This window comes from Brevundimonas sp. (genome assembly GCF_004210735.1).
Classification (GTDB): domain Bacteria; phylum Pseudomonadota; class Alphaproteobacteria; order Caulobacterales; family Caulobacteraceae; genus Brevundimonas.
Genome location: NZ_SDZL01000026.1, coordinates 22,756 through 40,675, shown reverse-complemented (window position 1 = coordinate 40,675; position 17,920 = coordinate 22,756). Strand labels below are relative to the sequence as shown.

Genomic DNA, 17,920 nt, shown 5'->3' with positions numbered 1-17,920 from the left:
GTCGATCAGTTGGCCAGGCGGCGCAGGAAAGAGGGGATCTCCAGGTCGTCGTCGGCCTGGCCCATTTCCGGCTCGCTGGTCGCCGAAGATCACTATGACGAGCGCGACCACCGCCGCAGCGGCTGGAGCCTGTTCGGCAAGAAGCGCCAGCAGCAGCCCAGCTATGCGCCGCCGCCCTCGCGCAACAGCGGCTCGATGCAGATGCGCCCGACCACTTCGGCCCAGCCGGCGACCAGCGAGCCGGAAATGGGCCAGGCCGACGACGACCTGGAGATCCCCTCTTTCCTGCGCCGCCTGGCCAACTGATCGACCGTAAAGACTGAACCGCCGCCCCGGAGCCCCGCTCCGGGGCGGTTTTCGTTGTGAGAGAGGGCCGCGATTGTCCGGAAGACGGAGGAGCGGTGGGCGGTGAGTGAAACCGGCATGTCGTCATCTATGTTCATACGACACGGCCGCAGCTGGAATTTTGAGATGACCAAGACGGGCTATGAGGCGCTTCTGGATCTGCTCTGTGTCACATGGGGTTTCTGTGGGTGCGTGAAGAACGACCGACCCCTGCACGTTGATGACCTCATCCCTTCTTCGGGTCCTGTAACAGCGGACCAGTTCGTTGAATGGGTGTTCCTTGCGGACAATATGAATCCGAACTCAGAGCCTGAGAAATGGCAGGGCCATAAGGACGCGATTAGGGCGGCGTTTATCGAACACATGGGCGGTGACGTTGTCGATGCCGCCCACCTGCAATGAAGCGAGGTCTAGCTGAAGCCCATTGTGTTGGTTGCGGCATGAGCCTGAGACCTAACCGCCTCCTCGCCGTCATTAACGACACATCCGCTCCGTCTAGTTCGTCCTCCACCGATGCTTGAATATAGGACAAGCCTTAGCCCCGAAGCCGTTTGACGTTTCAAGGCTGAAAAAGGCAGTGCCCGCAAAGTAATGGCATCTGAAGGTCGGAATCATGATCCCGCCTTTCTCGGCGTCGCGAGCCGTCGGCGGGCGTGAAGTGTCGCTCATCCAGATCAAGACACCTTAGCCTGAGATGACTAGCGCGGCGTAGAGCACGACGCATCCCTTTAGAGCCAGCCAGGATTTCCTTGGCCCTATCACCCCGCACCTCCCAAGACGGAAAGGTGAACATCCCGGTGGTTTACGGTCAACTGTGAGCCGCAGAGGCTGGGCGGCCGAGTGACCTTGTTTGAACGATAACTTCGAAATATATGAAACATATCTGTATCGCATATTAGAAAGAGTCCATGGGCATCGTGAACATCGAGGACGAACTGCACGAGCAGTTGCGGCGGGCCAGTCGGGCGTCGTGCCGGTCGATCAATGGGCAGGCGGCGTTCTGGATCAGGCTGGGCATGCTGTGCGAGCTGAATCCGGGCCTGACCTTTCAGGAGCTGGTGGCGCGAGAGCTGAGGGCGGCGGGCGTCGATGCGCATGATCCGGCGGCTGCGGCGGCATGACCAAGACGCCGGCCGAGGTCGAGCTGATGGCGCAGTCGGGACGCCTGCTGGCCTCGGTGTTCACCTATCTGGACGGGTTGACGCTGGCGGGGATGAGCACGCTGGAGATCAACGACCGGGTCGAGGCCTTTATCGTCGATGATCTGAAGGCGCGACCGGCCAGCAAGGGCCAGTATGGCTATGGCTTTGTGCTGAACAGCTCGCGCAACGCCGTCGTCTGTCACGGCGTGCCGTCGAAGGACGAGATCCTGAAGGACGGGGACATCGTCAATCTGGATATCACGCTGGAGAAGAACGGCTTTATCGCCGACTCCAGCAAGACCTATCTGGTCGGCGAGGTGGCGGCCCCGGCGCGGCGGCTGGTGCGCACCACCTATGAGGCGCTGTGGAAGGGCATTCGCGCGGTGCGGCCCGGCGCGACCCTGGGCGACATCGGCCACGCCATCGAACGCCATGCGACGCGCGCCGGCTATTCGGTCGTGCGCGACTATTGCGGCCACGGCATCGGCCGCGAAATGCACGAGGCGCCGCAGGTGCTGCATTTCGGCAAGCCGGGAAAGGGGCTGACCCTGCGCGAGGGCATGGTCTTCACCATCGAGCCGATGCTGAATCAAGGCCGCCGGACGGTCCGGGAGCTGGAGGATGGCTGGACCGTCGTCACCGAGGACGGAAAGCTGTCGGCCCAGTTCGAGCATACGGTGGCGGTGACGCGCGACGGGGTGCGGGTGCTGACCCTGCGCCCGGACGAGGCGCGGGCGGCGGCGTGAGGCCGAGAGCGACGACCGCCGACGGGCCGTTTGGTTCCTGCGTTAACGAAACAATCCGAAACCCGACTTTCATTTTCCGGTTGCGGCCGCCCCGGTAGAGGGGAGGCGAGGCGAACTCCGCGTTCCTGGAGTCCGTAGAAGCGAGCAAGCGTTTTGTCGGTCCGCAACGACCATCACGAACAGACGATCATCGCGCCGGCGATCTGCGCCGGCGTGGGCGTCCACACCGGCCAGCGGGTCAAGCTGGTCGTGCGTCCGGCCGCGCCGGGCACGGGCGTGGTCTTCGTGCGCACCGACGTGACCGACCGCGACAACCGCATCCCCGTGACGGGCGAGGCGGTCGTGGACGCGCGCCTGAACACCATGATCGAGAATGCGGCGGGCGTGCGCCTGTCGACGATCGAGCACCTGATGGCCGCCCTGTGCGCGCTGGGCGTGTCAAACGCGGTGATCGAGGTGGACGGGCCGGAACTGCCGATCCTGGACGGGTCGGCGTTGCAGTTCGTGCAACTGCTGGATCGCGCCGGTTTCCGTCGTCAGGAAGCGCCGGTCCGCTATATCGAGATTCTGGAGCCGATCCGGGTCGAGGACGGCGACAAGTCGGCCGCCCTGTTGCCCTGCGACCGTTACGAAATGCGGTTCGAGATCGATTTCCCGACGCCGGTCATCGGCAATCAGGTCGTCGACTTCGTGGTCGACGAGGCGACGTTCCGCGCCGACATCATGGCCGCCCGCACCTTCGGCTTCGCCCACGAGGTCGAGGCCCTGCGCAAGGCCGGTCTGGCGCGCGGCGGGTCGCTGGAGAACGCCGTGGTCATCGACGGCGACGAGATCCTGAACCCCGGCGGCCTGCGGATGGAACGCGAGTTCGTGAAGCACAAGGCGCTGGACGCCATCGGCGACCTGTACGTTCTGGGCGCGCCCCTCCTGGGCCGCTACGAAGGCGTCAAGGCGGGCCACGCGATCAACAACCAGCTGGTCCGCGCCCTGCTGGCCAACCCGCAGGCCTGGCGCGAGACGGTGCGCGTGCCCGACATGGCGATGGCGGGCTGACCGTCTTTCCTTCTCCCCTCGCGGGAGAAGGTGTCATGCGGAGCATGACGGATGAGGGGGCGATCCGCCTCATCCCTCGACCCCCGGCGTTTGTCGAAACCTACCCCTCATCCGAGCGGCTTCGCCGCCCACCTTCTCCCCCAAGGGGAGAAGGGTCAGACCAGCGTGATCGCGCTTATCAGCCGCCCGAAGTCCGGTTCGCCGTTCAGGAACGCGCGGCGGTTGGAGAAGAAGCGGGTTTCGTCCGCGCGGGTGTCGTGACCGGTCCAGGCGGACTGGCTGACGCCAGCCTGTTCGATGCGCCACAACACATAGCCGGGCAGGTCGAACAGGCGTTTGTCTGCGACGCCGCCGGGTGCGAAGAAGCGACCCGAGCCGGTGTCGTGATGCTCGAACCGGTCCTGGAAATCGGCGCCGACCTCATAGCTGGACTGGGCGATACAGGGGCCGACGACGGCGACCATGCGGTCCGGCCGGGCGCCCAGCGCCTGCATGGCGGCGACGGTGGAGTGGATCACGCCACCCAGGGCCCCCTTCCAGCCCGCATGGGCCGCGCCCACCACGCGGGCCTCGGCGTCGGCGAACAGGACCGGGGCGCAGTCGGCGGTCAGGATCGAACAGATCGGGCCGGGGACGGCGGCCACCACGGCGTCCCCTTCGGGCCGGTCGCCCGCCCAGCCGGTTTCCGCAACGCGGGCGACGGCGGAGTGGATCTGGTAGCAGCCGCACAGATCATCCAGCCCGCCGCCCATTGCGTCGGCGACGCGACGCCGGTTCTCGGTCACGGCGTTCGGGTCGTCCTTTGAGCCCACGCCGGTGTTCAGCCCCGCATAGATCCCCTCGGACACGCCGCCCTGACGGGTGAAAAAGCCATGGCGGACGCCGGCGGCGTCGAGCAGGGGGTGGGTGATCGGTTGCAGCGTCATGTCTCGAACCCCGGAAGGGCCAGCGAGCGGGGCGAAAAGATCGCCGCCGCCTTGAACAGGTCGCCCATCTGATCGGGCGCGGTCAGCCGGTCCAGCTGGCGGCCGATGACCGGCGCGGCGTCGGGCCGACTCTGGATCAACCGCTGGGCGCGAGCTTCGATCCCCAGGCGCTTCAGGAAGTCGCCCTGGCCGACGCAGCCGGTGACGTCGGCGCCGGAACGCAGGGCGGCCTCCAGCACCAGCGGGAAGTCGGCCCATTGGGTCAGGTCGGCCTCGCCCGGCGTGGTCAGGGGATCGACTTTCTGGTGACGGCGCAGGGCCTGAAGGGTGTCGCCTGCCTCGGGTCGGGCGCGGCCATAGTCGATCAGCAGGGCTGCGCCCGAGGCGGCGTGGATCAGGGCGCCCAGGTCGCGACCGAAGGCGGCCTGCTGTTCCGACACCTCGATCACCTGACCCGGCTCGACGTCGAAGGCCGGACGCTGGAACCCGCCGGAGATGGCGGTCAGGCCGAAGATCAGATCGTTGTCGTCGGTGACGCCGACGCGCCGCTCGGTCCAGCCGCCCTCGGTCTTCACGAACTGGCGCGCGGGCAGGCAGTCCAGCACCTCGTTGGCGATCAGGATGACGGGAGCGTCGGTCTCGACCCGGGTCAGGTCGCGCACCCAGCGAGGATGCACGTCGCTGTCGGCCAGACGCCGGGCCTGTTCGGCGCGCAGCGGGGCGCTGGGTTCGATCAGGATCAGGTCGACGGCCTGGAGGAAGTCGGGGACCAGCCGGGCGGCGCGCAGGGCGTCCGATATCAACGTGCCGTCGCCGGGGCCGACCTCGACCAGCCGCACCCGCTCGGGCGCGCCCAGCCTTTGCCAGACCTCGATCACCCACAGGCCCAGCAGCTCGCCAAACATCTGGCTGATCAGGGGGGCGGTGATGAAGTCGCCGCCTTCGCCCAGCGCGGGGCGCGTGGCGTAGTAGCCGTCCTGCGGGTCGTGCAGGCAGCGGGTGACATAGTCGGCGACCGTCATCGGCCCGGTCAGGGCGATCTCGCGCGCCAGCCGGGATTTCAGGGTGGACACCGGAGCGATCACGCCGTGGCGGGCGGCCGCTTCCACGCCCGCCAGACCAGCCAGGCGCCGATCAGGATCATCGGGATCGACAGCATCATCCCCATGGTCAGGCCCAGCGGGAAGTCGGGCATGCCGACGTCAGGCTCGCGCACACCTTCCAGCAGGGCGCGGATCACGCCGTAGCCGATCAGGAACAGGCCGGTGACATAGCCCGGCTTGGACAGCAGCTTCAGCCGCCAGATGGCGAAGGACAGGACGCCGAACAGCAGGACGCCCTCAAGCCCGGCCTCGTACAGCTGGCTGGGATGGCGCGGCTCGTTCCCGGCGGGGCAGAAGCCGTGCATTTCAAGGATACGCTGGTTGCAGAAGCGGATCGCCCACGGCACGTCGGTGACACGGCCCCACAGCTCGCCGTTGATGAAGTTCGCCAGTCGACCAAAGGCCAGACCGATCGGCGCCACGGGCGCGATCAGGTCGCCGACGCCCAGCAGGCTGAGTTTCTGGCGACGGGCGAACAGGATGATGGCTAGCGAAACGCCGATCAGGCCGCCGTGGAAGGACATGCCGCCGGTCCACAGCTGGAACAGCTCCAGCCGCTCGCCCCAGTTCTGGCCGGTGAACAGCTGGGCGTACATGGCCGGCTGGTAGAACAGGGCATAGCCGAAGCGCCCGCCCAGTATGATGCCCAGGGTGATCCAGAGGACCAGATCGTCCAGCTGCAGCGTCGTGACCGGCGACTTGCGCGGCGCCCACAGCGCCTCGGTTTTGGCCAGGCGGGCGGCGTACCACCAGCCCAGAACGATGCCCGCGACATAGGCCAAGGCGTACCAACGAAGGGGAAGCGGGCCCAGATGGATCAGGACCGGATCGAATTCGGGAAAGGGCACGAAGCCTCCGCAAGCGGTTCAACGGTGTGTCTTTAGCAAGCGTCGCGCGTGGCGTCGCGGGTGAGTTATCGGGAAGCGGTGCGACACTCTCCCTCCCCGTCCCGGGGAGGGTGGCTGAGGCCGTCAGGCCGAAGTGGGGTGGGGACGGCGAGGCTGAGCATCCACAGCGCCCGGAATCGCCAAGCCCTCCCCACCCGGTCTCCGCTTCGCTGCGACCACCCTCCCCGGGACGGGGAGGGAGATTCTTAGGATTTCGTTCACCATATGGAGCAACCATCCGTTAACGAGGCTCGGCCGCGCCGAGTCGGAGAGTTCGCCATGCAGACCCGTAACCCCATCCTTGATGAATTCGCCAAGCTGACCACCGGCGCCATGGGTCTGGCCCAGGCGGCGGGCGAGGAGGCCAAGACCGCCTGGCGCGCGCAGACCGACCGTTTCGTGGCCGAGATGGATCTGGTGCGGCGCGATGAATTCGATGCGCTGAAGGCCGAGATCGCAGCCCTGCGGGCCGAGATCGCGACGCTGAAAGCCGCGCCGACGCCCGCAAAGACGCCTCGCAAGGGAACGTCCACAGGTGGAACTCCCGCTGCGGACGCAGCCGGTTGAGCCGAATCTGCGAACACGCCTACCGTCCCGTCAGGACCCGTGAGTCGCGGGCGAGAAAGTAAGCTTCATGGACGCCGCCCGGCCCGAAGAGATCGACCTGCCGTTCGACCCGCTGGATGTGGTGGAGCACGTGCTGACGGCCGAGAACCTGCCCTTCGACCGCACCGACGACGGTGATCTGGCCTTTGCTCTGGCCGGCGACTGGAAGGACTATGAGTTGTGGTTCGCCTGGCGTCCCGAGGGCGATTGCCTGCAACTGTGCTGTGCGCTGGACATCAAGACCAACAAGGCGCGGCGCAGCGCGGCCTATGAACTGGCGGCCCTGATCAATCAGCGCACCTGGCTGGGCCATTTCGAGGTCTGGCCGGAGGACGGCGAGATCGTCTTCCGTCACTCGCTGGCGTTGCCGCACGGCGAGCGGCCGACCTTGGCCCAGGCCGCATCCATGATCGACGCGGCGGTCGAGGCGGCGGACCGTTACTATCCGGCGTTCGACTTCCTGATCCGCGGCGCGCGCAAGCCGCAGGACGCCATCGACGCCTGCCTGTTCGAGACCGTCGGCACCGCCTGATGGCGCGACCGGTCGTCCTGGTGGGCTGTGGCCGCCTGGGCTCGGCCATCGCCGAGGGCTGGCTGGCCAGCGGCGCGGTGGCGGCCGCAGACCTGATTATCCTGAATCCGTCGGTGAAGCCGGTCATGGACGCGGCGCGGGCGGCGGGCGCGCGGATCAATCCTCCCGTCGACAGTCTGAAAGACGCACGCGCCATCGTGCTGGCGGTTAAGCCGGCGAAATGGCGCGAGGCGTCGGCGCCGCTGGTCGGCGTGTTGGCGGATGACGCCGTCATCGTGTCCGTCATGGCGGCGGTCAGGGGGGGCGCGCTGTCGTCGGTATTCGGGGACCGGATCATCGGCCGGGTCATGCCGACCACGGGCGTCGCGCGGGCGCAGGGCTTGGCTACCGTTTGGGCCGACAGCGCGGCAGGGCGTGAAGCGGCCCACGCCCTGTTCATACCGGTGGCCGAGACGGTGGATCTGGCCGAGGAAGGTCTGATGGACGTGGCGACCGCCGTGGTCGGCGCCGGTCCGGCCTATTTCTACGCCTTCACCCAGGCGCTGGCGCAGGCGGGGCAGGCGGCGGGGCTGGACCCCGAGGCTGCGCAGCAACTGGCCCGGGCGACGCTGAAATCGGCGGCGGGTGGTTTGCCGGATGAGATGAGCCTGTCGGACGCCGTGGCGCGGGTCGCCTCGCCCGGCGGCGTGACCCAGGCCGGGCTGGCGGTGCTGGCGGACAATGGGCTGACGGCGACGGTGACGGACGCGATCCGCGCCGCCACCGACCGCTCGATCGAACTATCGCGAGACGTACCGGCCTGAGGCCAGGTTGCGAGCGAACCGGTCATAACCGATTGACGCTTCCTGCCAGGTGGTGAAGGCGCGCACGTCCTGAATGTTGCTGTTGAAGCGCGAGTAGCGCACGGGGATGCGCTGACCGTCCGCCTTGATGATCTCGCCTTCGACGGCCAGGCCGCCGATGCTGCGGCTGTGGATCGGGTCCAGGCCGGGTTTGTCGGACATCTGCTGGAAGGTGGGGCGGTTCGGCTTGAGGTCAGTCAGGACCAGATGGATCTGGGCGTCCTTAAGCTCCTCGTTGTCGGCCAGGGCCTGACGGATCGCCGCCGTCAGCTGGAACACCTGTTCCCCGACCTCGCGTTCGCCCAGCTTGGAGACATCCTCTCGAAGGCGGGGACCGATATCGACCGAGACGCCCGCGGGCTGGGCCTGGACGGCGCCGGCTACGATGAGCGCGGCGAGCGGGGCGAGAAGAGCGAAACGGCGCATGGAAGCCTCCTGATCCTGAAGTCGCCATCATGCCGCGCGCTCGTCTGAACGGTGGATGAACGGTGAAGCTGGGCGCTAGCCCGGCAGGCGGATCAGGGCGCGCAAACCACCCAGGTCACTGCGGTCCAGAGTGATGTCGCCACCGTGGCCGCGCGCCACGTCTCGGGCGATGGCCAGGCCCAAACCGACGCCCTTGCGGTTCTGGTTGCGCGCGGGATCCAGTCGCGAGAAGGGGCGGAAGGCTTCCTCGTGCATCTCGTCCGGGATGCCGGGCCCGTCGTCCTCGACCACGATCTCGAGCCCGCCCGAGGGGAGGGCGCGGGCCGATAGGCGAACATGCTCGCCATGGGCGGCGGCGTTGCCGGCCAGGTTGGCCAGGGCGCGCTTGAAGGCCAACGGCCGAACCGAGGCGGACAGGTCGTCGGGCGCGGACAGATCGACCTCGGCCCCGGCGCGGCGGGCGTCATCGCCCGCGACGGTCAGCAGGTCGCGGACGCGAATGGTCTGGGGCGCCTCACCCGCCTCGCCCCGGGCGAAGGCCAGATATTCGTCGATCATATGCTCCATCTCGTCCAGGTCGGAGCGCATGGCGTCGGCGCGCTTGAACGGTGGGGCCAAGGCCAGTTCAAGCCGCAGACGGGTCAGGGGCGTGCGCAGGTCGTGACTGACCGAGGCCAGCAGGGCCGTGCGCTGGTCGATATGGCGCTGGATGCGGTCGCGCATGTCCATGAAGGCCTTGGCCGCCGCCCGAACCTCGCGCGCGCCGTGCGGCTTGAAGCGGGGTTCGTTCTCGCCCCGGCCAAAGGATTCGGCGGCGTCGGCCAGCCGCTCGATGGCGCGCACCTGATTGCGGATGAACAGGATGGCCACGCCCATCAGCAGCACGGTCGCCACGAACAGCCACAGGACGAAGATATGGGCCTGGGTCGCCACCGCGCGCTCGCGCGGGGCGATGAAGCGCAGCACCCCCTGCGGCTGCTGCACCTGAATGTCGACATAGGCGGGGTAGCGGGTGGTGTCGAACCAGTAGGGATCGTCCAGGCGCGAGGCCAAGGCGTGATCCAGCGCCCGGTCGACGACGCCAAGGGCCCCGCGCCGCTGCTCGGTCGGCAGGCTGCGGTCGTCCTGAAGCGCGATCGACAGTTGCATCGAGCGCTCGGCGCGGTCGGCGATAACCTCCAGATTCCGGGGTGTGGGTTCGTCGCGATAGCTCTCGACCGCCCAGGCGATGTCGCCGGCCAGACCTTCGGACAGGCGCGAGGTGACGGTCTGCCAGTGGGCGTCGAAGAAGGCCCAGGTCACCGCCACCTGCATGACCAGCACCGGCAGCACAATGATCAGCAGCGAACGGCCCCAGAGCGACGTCGGCAGGCGTCGCTTCAGGAACCGCGTCCACAGGGCCGGGGACAGGCGCATCAGCGGCTCAGTCGGGCGCCAGCATATAGCCGACGCCGCGCACGGTCTGGAGGTAGCGCGGGTTCTTGGGGTCCGCCTCCAGCTTGCGGCGCAGGCGGGTCACCTGGACGTCCACGGCGCGGCCGGTGATGTCGGCGGTGTCGGGCGACAGGGTCATGCGCTCGACCGGGGCGTGGGCGTGGATGGCCAGGGTCTTGAGCAACTGGGCCTCCGCCTCGGTCAGGCGCATCGGCTGCCCGTCGCGCGATAGCTCCAGCCGCTCCATGTCGAAGACGGCGGCGCCCAGCTTGATCTCGCGCGGGGTCATCGGCTTGCCGCCGGTGCGGCGCAGGATGGCGTCGATGCGCAGCGCCAGTTCGCGCGGGTCGAACGGCTTGGACATATAGTCGTCGGCCCCGCGCGACAGCCCTTCGATCCGGTCGTCGGGATCGCCGCGCGCGGTCAGCAGCAGGACCGGCGTGCGCGACAGGGCCGCCTGGCTGCGGATCCAGGTCGTCAGGTCAAACCCGCTTTCACCCGGCATCATCACGTCCAGCACGATCAGGTCGAACTCGATCAGCTCGACCAGCCGCCGGGCGGCGCCCGCGTGGGCCGCGCCGGTGACGCGATAGCCCTCGCGCGCCAGGAATTCCTTGAGCAGTTCGCGGATCCGGTCGTCGTCATCGACGATCAGCAGATGCCGCCCGCTGCCCGGCGCGGCGACGGGGCCGGAGCGACTGCTGGAACGCGGATCAACGGCGCTCACAGCGAATCTCCCGCCATGACCGTGATCCGGGCGTTGACCTGAGGGGTCAGTCGGCGTCTAAACGCGTGACCTTCGCGGGAGACGTTATTCAATGGCCTTCGTTCCTTTCGACGATCGTGACGGCTGGATCTGGTTTGACGGCGAGTTCGTGCCCTGGCGGGAAGCGAAAACGCACGTTCTGACCCATGGCCTTCACTATGGCTCGTCGGTGTTCGAGGGTGAGCGTATGTATGGTGGCGAAATCTTCAAGCTGACGGCGCATAGCGAGCGGCTGAAGCGATCCGCCGAACTGCTCGATTTCGAAGTCCCGTACAGCGTGGCCGAGATCGACGCCGCCTGCAAGGAAACGTGCGAAAAGAACGGCCTGATCGACTGCTATGTGCGCCCGGTGGCCTATCTGGGTTCGGAGCAACTGAGCGTCACGGCCAAGAACAGCAAGGTCCACCTGGCCATCGCGGCATGGGAATGGCCCAGCTATTTTGACCCTGAGGTCAAGAAGAAGGGTATCCGCCTGGAGTGGGCCAAATGGCGCCGCCCCGACCCGGCCACGGCGCCGTCCACGGCCAAGGCGGCCGGTCTGTACATGATCTGCACCATGTCCAAGACGGCGGCCGAGAAGCGCGGCTTTGCAGACGCCATGATGCTGGACTGGCGCGGCTATGTCGCCGAGGCGACGGGCGCCAACGTCTTTTTCGTCAAGGACGGCGTCCTGCACACCCCGCGCGTGGACCACATCCTGGACGGCATTACCCGCCAGACTGTGATCGAAATGGCCCAGGCGCGCGGCGTCGAAGTGATCGTGCGCGACATCCTGCCGGAAGAGCTGTCGGACTTCAGCGAATGCTTCCTGACCGGATCGGCCGCCGAGGTGACGCCGGTCAGCGAGATTGGCGAGTACCGGTTCGTTCCCGGCGAACTGTCGCTGTCGCTAATGGACGACTACGGCAAGCTGGTGCGGCGCGAGCTGTGATGGCTCAGGGAGCGGGGTCTGTCTCCGCTTCCGTCCGCGCCGCCTTGCGAGCCAGACGCCCGGCCTTGACCCGCCGCCGCCAACGCCATCCCAGCCAGCCCAGCGGCCCGAATACGATCAGCAGGGGCAGGGCGCCGGCCAGGAACAGAATCAGGCCGCCCAGCGTGCTCATGAAGACATAGGCGGCGCTTTCCAGCGCGCCCTGGACAGGTCGCATGGCGCTGTCCGGGGCCAACTGGCCGGCGGCGAGATAGTCGATATCCAGTCGGGACGTCTGGACCCGGGTCCGCATCACTGTCAGGGCCGAACGGGTGGCGTCCAGCTCTCCCTGAACACGCGCCAGTTCCCGTTCGACCTGAAGCAGTTGCTCAAGCGTGCCGCTGCGTGTGGCCAGCAGTTGCTGCAGGCGATCGCGCAGGGTTTCGAGCGCGCGCATCCGCGCCTCGGTGTCAACCAGTTGGCGGGTCAGATCTTCGCTTTCGGTGGCGGCTTCGGCCACGCGACCGCCGGCGGATCGCGCCTCGCCATCCAGCCCGGCCCGGAAACGGGTCACAAATGCCGGCGTGGCCCGCATTTCCAGACGCGCGCGTACTTCGTCCCGGCCCTGTCGATTGGCGCTGGAGCCGATCACCTGACAGGTCGCGACCCCGGCGATGACGCAGGCCCGGTCATGCCGCGCCATCAAGGTCGTGGTCTGGTCCGCAGGCAGTTCCAGCGCGAAATGGTAGGCGTAGGCCATGCTCGGCGTCGTGATGGCTGCAACGTTAGTCGCGGCGCCCGCGGCCGGGACGGACGGCGCCGCGACGGGCGCGGCGGGCGAGACCATCTCCATATTGACCCCCGCCTTCTCCGCATGCGGGTGTGAGGCCGGTTGACTGCACCCGCCCAGAACCGCTCCGCTGGCCGCGATCAAAAGCAATCCCTTGTGCATCACCATCTCCCCATTCCCGCCATAACGACGATCTGGCGATGGCATAACGGCGAAGGTTGGGCGGCGGTGCGACCGCGATACGGCGCGCATTTCATCGCTCTCTTGCCAGCCGACGCGTCGTGGCGTTCAAGCGATGATTGAACACCGGCGTCCGCCGGTGGCGGAGCCGTTTGAATGTTCAGCTTTCTGAACCTCCAGAGCTTGCTGGGTCTGGTCGTCATCGTCGCCGTCTGCTGGGCGGTGTCCGAGAACCGGCGCGCGTTTCCGTGGCGGCTGACGCTGGGCGCCGTCGGGGTTCAGGCGGCGCTGGTGCTGGCGCTGTTCGGCATTCCGGGCTCGCAGGTGGTGCTGGCCGCGATCACAGGGGCGGTGGACGGGTTGGCGCGGGCCACGAACGAGGGGACGCGGTTCGTGTTCGGCTATCTGGCGGGCGGGGACCAGCCCTATGCGGTCACCAACGACGGGGCGCTGTTCACCTTCGCGTTTCAGGTGCTGCCGTTGATCCTGGTGATTTCGGCGCTGTCGGCGCTGCTGTGGCACTGGAAGGTGCTGAAGTGGATCACCCACGGCTTCGGCTTTCTGTTCCAGCGGACCATGGGGCTGGGCGGCGCGTCGGCGCTGGCGGTGGCGGCCAACATCTTTCTGGGCATGATCGAGAGCCCGATCGTCATCCGCGCCTATCTGGACAAGCTGACCCGGTCCGAGCTGTTCCTGATGATGGTGGTCGGGCTGGCGACCGTGGCCGGTTCGACCATGGTGGCCTATGCCGCCATCCTGTCGCCGGTGCTGACGAATGCGGCGGGCCATGTGCTGGTCGCGTCCATCGTTTCGGCGCCGGCGGGGGTGCTGCTGGCGCGCATCCTGATCCCGGAAAAGCCGGGGCAGGGCGGAGCGGTCGCCGACTATAATTCGGCGCTGAAATACGACAGCGCCATCGACGCTATCGTCAAGGGTACGGCCGACGGCCTGATGGTGGTGCTGAACATCTCGGCCGTGCTGATCGTGTTCGTGGCGCTGGTGGCGCTGGTGAACGTGATGCTGGGCGGGTTCGTGATCGGGGGCGAGGCGCTGACGGTCGAGCGGATCCTGGGGGTGCTGTTCGCGCCGGTGGCCTGGCTGACCGGGGTCGAATGGGCCGAGGCGTCCAAGGCGGGCTGGCTGCTGGGCGTCAAGCTGACCCTGACCGAGTTCGTCGCCTTCATCGAACTGGGCAAGGTTCCGGCCGGCGAGATGAGCGAGCGGACGCGGATGTTGATGACCTATGCGCTGTGCGGCTTCGCCAACATCGGCTCGGTCGGGATCACCGTGACGGGCTTGAGCGTGCTGATGCCCGAGCGGCGCGAGGAGGTGCTGGGTCTGGTGTGGAAGGCGCTGTTCGGCGGCTTCCTGGCCACGCTGATGACCGCCTGCGTCGTCGGGGCCTTGCCGGGGGCGGTGTTCGGGCAGTAGCGTTGCGATAAGCAACGGAGGGTTCGTTCATGAAGCTCTACACCTCGCATCGCGCGCCCAATCCCCGCCGGGTCCGCTGGGTCATGGCCGAGAAGGGCGTGACGGACGTCGAGGTCGCGGAGATCGACCTGCTGTCGGGCGAGCACAGGACGCCGGAATACCGGGCCAGGGTGGGCGTGCCGCACGTGCCGGCGCTGGAGCTAGACGACGGGACCTGCATCTCGGAATCCATCGCTATCTGCCGCTATCTGGAGGCGCTGCACCCCGAGCCGAACCTGTTCGGGCGCGACCCGCAGGAACAGGCGGTGATCGAGATGTGGACGCGCCGGTGCGAGATCTATCTGGCCAATCCGATGATGCTGAACGTGCGCTTCAGCCACCCGGCCCTGGCCGCGCTGGAGGCCCCGCAGCCTCAGGTCGCCGAATACAGCCGCGTCGGCGCCGAGAAATTCATGAAGACGCTGGACCGCCGCCTGGCCGACCACGAATTCATCGCCGCCGACCGCTTCACCATCGCCGACATCGTCGCCGTGGTCGGCCTGGATTTCGCCCGCCTGATCAAATACCGCCCGCCGGAAGGGCTGGAACACCTGGCGCGCTGGCAGGGGGTGTGTAAGGCGCGGGAGGCGGCGAAGGCGGGGGCTTGAGCCGTCGATGCGCGCCCTGACGCCGCCGGATCGGTGGCTGGCCATCCTGCTGGCCGCGCTGGCGGGCTATGTCGACAGCCTGGGCTTTCTGCATCTGGGCGGCGTCTTTGTCTCCTTCATGAGCGGCAACACGACCCGCATGGCGGTGGGGCTGGCCGAGGGTCGTTGGGCCGCTGCGGCGGAGGTCGCGGGGATCCTGACCCTGTTCGTGCTGGGCGCCATGATTGGCGCCCTGGCGGCGGGCGGCGAAGGGGCGCGGTCGCGCAGCCGGGTTCTGGCGGTCGAGGCCCTGCTGCTGGCGGGCGCCGCGCTCGCGGCCGGTGTGGGGATGGCGCCGCTGGCCGTGGGCCTGATGGTCATGGCCATGGCGATCGAGAATTCCGTCTTCCTGCGTGACGGCGAGGTGGGGGTCAGCCTGACCTACATGACCGGCACCCTGGTCAAGCTGGGCCAGGCGCTGGCGGCGGCCCTTCGCGGACGCGGCGATCCGTGGGCGTTCCGACCCTATCTGGCCCTGTGGGCGGGCCTGACGGGCGGCGCCCTGATCGGCGCCCTGGCCTATGGCGCTCTGGGGCTGGCGGCGCTGTGGCCGGCGGCGCTGTTCGCGGGCCTGCTGGCGGTCCTGACGCGGCTCAGCCGCGCGGCGTGAATTTCCGGATGACGCCCGAGAAGGTCAACAGGGGGCGCTCGCCGGTGGTGATCTGGCCGCGGACGAAGATCAGGCTCTTGCCCGCCTTGATGACCTGGCCGGTGGCCTCGATCAGTTCGCCGACATAGGCGCCGTCGATGAAGGTGGAGTCCAGCTGGACCGTGACGCCCGAGGCGCCCTCCATCTCCTGATAGGCGATCTGGAACATGGCGATGTCGGCGAAGGTCATCAGGCAGCCGCCGTGCATGCGGTCGCCGGCGTTCATGTGCTTTTGCTCGGCACGGAAGGCGCAGCGCATGTGACCGTCGGGGTCGGGCTTGAAGTAGAAGGGGCCGACGACGCTGTCGAAGGTGTCGTGCAGGTCATATGTCTGCCAGCCGGCGAATTCGCCCTCGGTGACGGTGATTTTCGCGACCATGAGATCCTCTTAGTGGCTACCGCGCTTTGCGCTGCTTGAGCCGAGTTGGCTACGACTTGAGCGCGGCGCCTTCATCTTGCTCTCGCAATGCAGCATATAGGCGCAATGAGCGACCCAATCGAAGCGGCCATTTTCGAAAAACTGGCCAAGGCCGACCCCAAGAACGTCGGCGGCAAGAGCATTGAACCGGCCGAGGTGGCCAAGGAGCTGCAGCCCGAGCAGTGGCAGCGCATGCTGCCCAAGGTGAAGGCCGTGGCGCTGGGCCTGATGCGTCAGGGCAAGCTGACCATCACCAAGAAGGGCAAGCCGGTCGATCCGAACGCGTTTCGTGGCGTGATCCGCCTGCGCCTGCCGACCGAGGCCGAGACGGCGGCGGCCCTGGCGGCTCTGTCGCCGGTCGAAGCGTCGGATGACGATTTCGACTGAGGGCCTGGACGCTGTCCTGTCGGACATCCGCGCCTGCCGCGCGTGTCTGGGACAGTTGCCGCACACGCCGCGGCCGGTGGTCATGGTGCGTCCGGAAACGCGGCTGCTGATCTGCGGCCAGGCGCCGGGGCGGCGGGTGCATGAAAGCGGGCGGCCCTTCACCGATCCGTCGGGCGACCGGCTGCGCGACTGGCTGGGCGTGGACTACGAGACCTTTTACGCCGACCCGCGCCTGGGCGTGGCGGCGCAGGCGTTCTGCTATCCGGGCACGGCGCCGAAAGGCGGGGACTATCCGCCGCCGAGGCGATGCGCCGAGCTGTGGCGGCCCCGGCTGCTGGCGGAACTGCCGAACGTCGAGCTGACCCTGCTGGTCGGCGGCTATGCGCAGGCGTGGGCGCTGGGCGAGCGGGCGAAGGCCAACATGACCGAGGCGGTGCGGGCGTGGCGCGAGTTTGCGCCCACCATCCTGCCGCTGCCGCATCCGTCGTGGCGCAACACCGCATGGCTGCGCAGAAATCCGTGGTTCGAGACTGAGGTGCTGCCTTATCTTCGGGAGAGGACAGCGGAGATTTTGGCGTGACCCACAGGTGGATGGCGGCGGCGTTGACGGCTCTGGGTCTGATGACCGCCGCCTGCGCCACCCCCTATGTCCAGCCGGCGCAGAGGCCGGTCGTCGGGTTCGCCGGGCCGGTGATCGAGGAGGGGACGCTGGGGCGCGGCGCCTTTGTCGTGCAGGACGGGGCGCGGCTGCCGTATCTGCGATGGAGCCCGACGGAGCAGGAGGCGTGGGCTGTGATCGTGGCCCTGCACGGGTTCAACGACCACTATGCCTCCTTCCGGCTGGCCGGACCGTGGTGGGCGCAGCGGGGCATAGAGACCTGGGCCTATGACCAGCGCGGCTTTGGCCTGGCGCCGAACAAGGGCGAATGGGCGTCCGAGAGTCTGACGAGCGAAGACCTGAGGACCGTCGTGGCGCTGATCCGGGCGCGGCAGCCGAACGCCCTGATCGTGGTCGTAGGCGAGAGCATGGGCGGATCGTCGGCCATCGCCGCCTTTGGGTCGAACCGACCGCCGGACGCGGACCGCGTGATCCTGCTGGCGCCCGGCGTGTGGGGATGGTCCAGCCAGAGCCCGGTCAATCGCGCGGGGTTGTGGGTCGCGGCGCGGGCGCTGGGCGATCTGGCGGTCGAGCCGCCGTCCTTTGCCGTGCGCAAGATCAGGGCCTCGGACAATACGCTGGAGTTGATCCGCAACGGGCGCGATCCGCAGAGCATCCTGGCCACCCGGTTCGACACCCTGTCGGGTCTGGTCGATCTGATGGAGACGGCGACTGACCGGCTGGGCGCGGTCAAGGCGCCGACGCTGCTGCTGTACGGCGCGCACGACCAGATTATCGAGAAGCGACCGATGCGACTGGCGCTGGAGCGGGCGGGCGAGCGGCCCGACCTGCGCACGGCGTATTATTCCGACGGCTGGCACATCCTGAACCGCGATCTGGCGGCCGAGGTGGTCTATCTCGACGTCGAGGCCTGGCTGCGTGATCCGGCGGCGGCGTTGCCGTCAGGCGCGCCTGAGGTGCTGCCGACGCTGAGGGCGGATCGCGAAGCGCACTGACGCGAAATGGTCATGCTTGCCGTCTAGGCCATCGAGGCGTATCTGGC

The 17,920-nt window shown here is 67.8% G+C and carries 22 protein-coding genes and 1 pseudogene; 15 read left to right on the top strand and 8 right to left on the bottom strand.

Going from position 1 to position 17,920, the window contains the following annotated elements; translation table 11 throughout:
- From EON91_RS07705 to lpxC, 5 genes and pseudogenes are all read left to right on the top strand, one after another.
- Positions 1-306 (top strand): annotated as a pseudogene (locus EON91_RS07705) (hypothetical protein); the annotation flags it as partial.
- Between the two features lie 165 nt (positions 307-471).
- Positions 472-747 carry a hypothetical protein gene (locus tag EON91_RS07700; RefSeq protein ID WP_292093110.1) on the top strand — a complete coding sequence of 92 codons (276 nt, stop codon included), beginning with the start codon at positions 472-474 and terminating at the stop codon, positions 745-747.
- 506 nt (positions 748-1,253) lie between these two features.
- Positions 1,254-1,466 (top strand): ParD-like family protein, encoded by a 213-nt coding sequence (locus EON91_RS07695; protein WP_292093107.1) that lies wholly within the window; start codon positions 1,254-1,256, stop codon positions 1,464-1,466.
- Positions 1,463-2,233 carry a type I methionyl aminopeptidase gene (gene map / locus EON91_RS07690; RefSeq protein WP_292093104.1) on the top strand — a complete coding sequence of 257 codons (771 nt, stop codon included), beginning with the start codon at positions 1,463-1,465 and terminating at the stop codon, positions 2,231-2,233. Before EON91_RS07695 ends, map begins: the two co-directional genes overlap by 4 nt.
- Positions 2,234-2,386: 153 nt before the next feature.
- The gene (gene lpxC / locus EON91_RS07685) at positions 2,387-3,286 is read left to right on the top strand and encodes a UDP-3-O-acyl-N-acetylglucosamine deacetylase (RefSeq protein WP_292093103.1); all 900 of its coding nucleotides are present in this window, start codon (positions 2,387-2,389) and stop codon (positions 3,284-3,286) included.
- Positions 3,287-3,441: 155 nt separating this feature from the next.
- On the opposite strand, the gene pgeF is transcribed toward lpxC, so the two are convergent.
- From pgeF to lgt, 3 genes are read right to left on the bottom strand one after another with little or no spacing between them, the layout of a single operon-like run.
- Positions 3,442-4,212: a peptidoglycan editing factor PgeF gene (pgeF, locus tag EON91_RS07680; protein WP_292093101.1), complete on the bottom strand. Its 771-nt coding sequence runs from the start codon at positions 4,210-4,212 to the stop codon at positions 3,442-3,444.
- Positions 4,209-5,234, bottom strand: coding sequence for an SAM-dependent methyltransferase (locus EON91_RS07675; protein ID WP_292093118.1), 1,026 nt, complete (start codon positions 5,232-5,234; stop codon positions 4,209-4,211). Before EON91_RS07675 ends, pgeF begins: the two co-directional genes overlap by 4 nt.
- A 59-nt stretch (positions 5,235-5,293) precedes the next feature.
- A complete protein-coding gene (gene lgt / locus EON91_RS07670) occupies positions 5,294-6,163 on the bottom strand; it encodes a prolipoprotein diacylglyceryl transferase (RefSeq protein WP_292093096.1) in 870 nt (289 codons plus the stop codon).
- Between the two features lie 318 nt (positions 6,164-6,481).
- Between lgt and EON91_RS07665 the strand changes: the two genes are divergently transcribed.
- The 3 genes from EON91_RS07665 to EON91_RS07655 all read left to right on the top strand — a co-directional run bounded on the left by EON91_RS07665 (position 6,482) and on the right by EON91_RS07655 (position 8,143).
- Positions 6,482-6,769: an accessory factor UbiK family protein gene (locus EON91_RS07665; RefSeq protein ID WP_292093092.1), complete on the top strand. Its 288-nt coding sequence runs from the start codon at positions 6,482-6,484 to the stop codon at positions 6,767-6,769.
- 67 nt (positions 6,770-6,836) lie between these two features.
- Positions 6,837-7,340 (top strand): YbjN domain-containing protein, encoded by a 504-nt coding sequence (locus EON91_RS07660; protein ID WP_292093089.1) that lies wholly within the window; start codon positions 6,837-6,839, stop codon positions 7,338-7,340.
- Positions 7,340-8,143, top strand: coding sequence for a pyrroline-5-carboxylate reductase dimerization domain-containing protein (locus EON91_RS07655; RefSeq protein WP_292093086.1), 804 nt, complete (start codon positions 7,340-7,342; stop codon positions 8,141-8,143). The genes EON91_RS07660 and EON91_RS07655 overlap by 1 nt, the downstream gene beginning before the upstream one ends.
- Here the strand turns inward: EON91_RS07655 and EON91_RS07650 are convergent.
- The 3 genes from EON91_RS07650 to EON91_RS07640 all read right to left on the bottom strand — a co-directional run bounded on the left by EON91_RS07650 (position 8,120) and on the right by EON91_RS07640 (position 10,769).
- Entirely contained in the window at positions 8,120-8,608 is a 489-nt protein-coding gene (locus tag EON91_RS07650; protein WP_292093085.1) for a hypothetical protein, read from the bottom strand. The genes EON91_RS07655 and EON91_RS07650 overlap by 24 nt on opposite strands.
- Positions 8,609-8,683: 75 nt before the next feature.
- Entirely contained in the window at positions 8,684-10,024 is a 1,341-nt protein-coding gene (locus EON91_RS07645; RefSeq protein ID WP_292093083.1) for an ATP-binding protein, read from the bottom strand.
- Positions 10,025-10,031: 7 nt separating this feature from the next.
- Positions 10,032-10,769, bottom strand: a complete 738-nt coding sequence (locus tag EON91_RS07640) for a response regulator transcription factor (protein ID WP_292093082.1) — start codon at positions 10,767-10,769, stop codon at positions 10,032-10,034.
- Between the two features lie 91 nt (positions 10,770-10,860).
- On the opposite strand from EON91_RS07640, the gene EON91_RS07635 reads away from it, so the two are divergent.
- Positions 10,861-11,739 carry a branched-chain amino acid aminotransferase gene (locus EON91_RS07635; RefSeq protein ID WP_292093080.1) on the top strand — a complete coding sequence of 293 codons (879 nt, stop codon included), beginning with the start codon at positions 10,861-10,863 and terminating at the stop codon, positions 11,737-11,739.
- 4 nt (positions 11,740-11,743) lie between these two features.
- Here the strand turns inward: EON91_RS07635 and EON91_RS07630 are convergent, their stop codons facing one another.
- Positions 11,744-12,670 (bottom strand): DUF4349 domain-containing protein, encoded by a 927-nt coding sequence (locus EON91_RS07630; protein WP_292093079.1) that lies wholly within the window; start codon positions 12,668-12,670, stop codon positions 11,744-11,746.
- Positions 12,671-12,844: 174 nt separating this feature from the next.
- On the opposite strand from EON91_RS07630, the gene EON91_RS07625 reads away from it, so the two are divergent.
- Genes EON91_RS07625 through EON91_RS07615 form a run of 3 tightly spaced genes read left to right on the top strand, consistent with a single transcriptional unit; the run spans position 12,845 to position 15,415 of the window.
- Positions 12,845-14,119 carry a nucleoside transporter C-terminal domain-containing protein gene (locus EON91_RS07625; RefSeq protein WP_292093077.1) on the top strand — a complete coding sequence of 425 codons (1,275 nt, stop codon included), beginning with the start codon at positions 12,845-12,847 and terminating at the stop codon, positions 14,117-14,119.
- Positions 14,120-14,148: 29 nt separating this feature from the next.
- Positions 14,149-14,766 carry a glutathione S-transferase gene (locus tag EON91_RS07620; protein WP_292093075.1) on the top strand — a complete coding sequence of 206 codons (618 nt, stop codon included), beginning with the start codon at positions 14,149-14,151 and terminating at the stop codon, positions 14,764-14,766.
- Between the two features lie 7 nt (positions 14,767-14,773).
- Positions 14,774-15,415 (top strand): YoaK family protein, encoded by a 642-nt coding sequence (locus EON91_RS07615; protein WP_292093074.1) that lies wholly within the window; start codon positions 14,774-14,776, stop codon positions 15,413-15,415.
- On the opposite strand, the gene EON91_RS07610 is transcribed toward EON91_RS07615, so the two are convergent.
- Complete coding sequence (locus EON91_RS07610; protein ID WP_292093073.1) at positions 15,399-15,833, bottom strand: PaaI family thioesterase; 435 nt, start codon at positions 15,831-15,833, stop codon at positions 15,399-15,401. The two genes, EON91_RS07615 and EON91_RS07610, sit on opposite strands and share 17 nt — an antisense overlap.
- Before the next feature lie 105 nt (positions 15,834-15,938).
- On the opposite strand from EON91_RS07610, the gene EON91_RS07605 reads away from it, so the two are divergent.
- Genes EON91_RS07605 through EON91_RS07595 form a run of 3 tightly spaced genes read left to right on the top strand, consistent with a single transcriptional unit; the run spans position 15,939 to position 17,873 of the window.
- Positions 15,939-16,259 (top strand): DUF3253 domain-containing protein, encoded by a 321-nt coding sequence (locus tag EON91_RS07605; protein ID WP_292093072.1) that lies wholly within the window; start codon positions 15,939-15,941, stop codon positions 16,257-16,259.
- Positions 16,243-16,839 (top strand): uracil-DNA glycosylase family protein, encoded by a 597-nt coding sequence (locus EON91_RS07600; RefSeq protein ID WP_292093070.1) that lies wholly within the window; start codon positions 16,243-16,245, stop codon positions 16,837-16,839. The genes EON91_RS07605 and EON91_RS07600 overlap by 17 nt, the downstream gene beginning before the upstream one ends.
- A complete protein-coding gene (locus EON91_RS07595) occupies positions 16,836-17,873 on the top strand; it encodes an alpha/beta fold hydrolase (protein WP_292093067.1) in 1,038 nt (345 codons plus the stop codon). Before EON91_RS07600 ends, EON91_RS07595 begins: the two co-directional genes overlap by 4 nt.
- Positions 17,874-17,920: the final 47 nt, after the last annotated feature.

Bases quoted from the DNA above. Each gene is read 5' to 3' on its own strand.
- EON91_RS07650 (WP_292093085.1), bottom strand. From the start codon at position 8,608: ATGCGCCGTTTCGCTCTTCTCGCCCCGCTCGCCGCGCTCATCGTAGCC.
- EON91_RS07660 (WP_292093089.1), top strand. From the start codon at position 6,837: ATGGACGCCGCCCGGCCCGAAGAGATCGACCTGCCGTTCGACCCGCTG.
- EON91_RS07625 (WP_292093077.1), top strand. From the start codon at position 12,845: ATGTTCAGCTTTCTGAACCTCCAGAGCTTGCTGGGTCTGGTCGTCATC.
- EON91_RS07600 (WP_292093070.1), top strand. From the start codon at position 16,243: ATGACGATTTCGACTGAGGGCCTGGACGCTGTCCTGTCGGACATCCGC.
- EON91_RS07675 (WP_292093118.1), bottom strand. From the start codon at position 5,234: ATGACGGTCGCCGACTATGTCACCCGCTGCCTGCACGACCCGCAGGAC.
- EON91_RS07665 (WP_292093092.1), top strand. From the start codon at position 6,482: ATGCAGACCCGTAACCCCATCCTTGATGAATTCGCCAAGCTGACCACC.
- EON91_RS07645 (WP_292093083.1), bottom strand. From the start codon at position 10,024: ATGCGCCTGTCCCCGGCCCTGTGGACGCGGTTCCTGAAGCGACGCCTG.
- EON91_RS07635 (WP_292093080.1), top strand. From the start codon at position 10,861: ATGGCCTTCGTTCCTTTCGACGATCGTGACGGCTGGATCTGGTTTGAC.
- EON91_RS07630 (WP_292093079.1), bottom strand. From the start codon at position 12,670: ATGCACAAGGGATTGCTTTTGATCGCGGCCAGCGGAGCGGTTCTGGGC.
- EON91_RS07615 (WP_292093074.1), top strand. From the start codon at position 14,774: ATGCGCGCCCTGACGCCGCCGGATCGGTGGCTGGCCATCCTGCTGGCC.
- EON91_RS07655 (WP_292093086.1), top strand. From the start codon at position 7,340: ATGGCGCGACCGGTCGTCCTGGTGGGCTGTGGCCGCCTGGGCTCGGCC.
- EON91_RS07605 (WP_292093072.1), top strand. From the start codon at position 15,939: ATGAGCGACCCAATCGAAGCGGCCATTTTCGAAAAACTGGCCAAGGCC.
- map (WP_292093104.1), top strand. From the start codon at position 1,463: ATGACCAAGACGCCGGCCGAGGTCGAGCTGATGGCGCAGTCGGGACGC.
- EON91_RS07700 (WP_292093110.1), top strand. From the start codon at position 472: ATGACCAAGACGGGCTATGAGGCGCTTCTGGATCTGCTCTGTGTCACA.
- EON91_RS07695 (WP_292093107.1), top strand. From the start codon at position 1,254: ATGGGCATCGTGAACATCGAGGACGAACTGCACGAGCAGTTGCGGCGG.
- EON91_RS07620 (WP_292093075.1), top strand. From the start codon at position 14,149: ATGAAGCTCTACACCTCGCATCGCGCGCCCAATCCCCGCCGGGTCCGC.
- pgeF (WP_292093101.1), bottom strand. From the start codon at position 4,212: ATGACGCTGCAACCGATCACCCACCCCCTGCTCGACGCCGCCGGCGTC.
- EON91_RS07610 (WP_292093073.1), bottom strand. From the start codon at position 15,833: ATGGTCGCGAAAATCACCGTCACCGAGGGCGAATTCGCCGGCTGGCAG.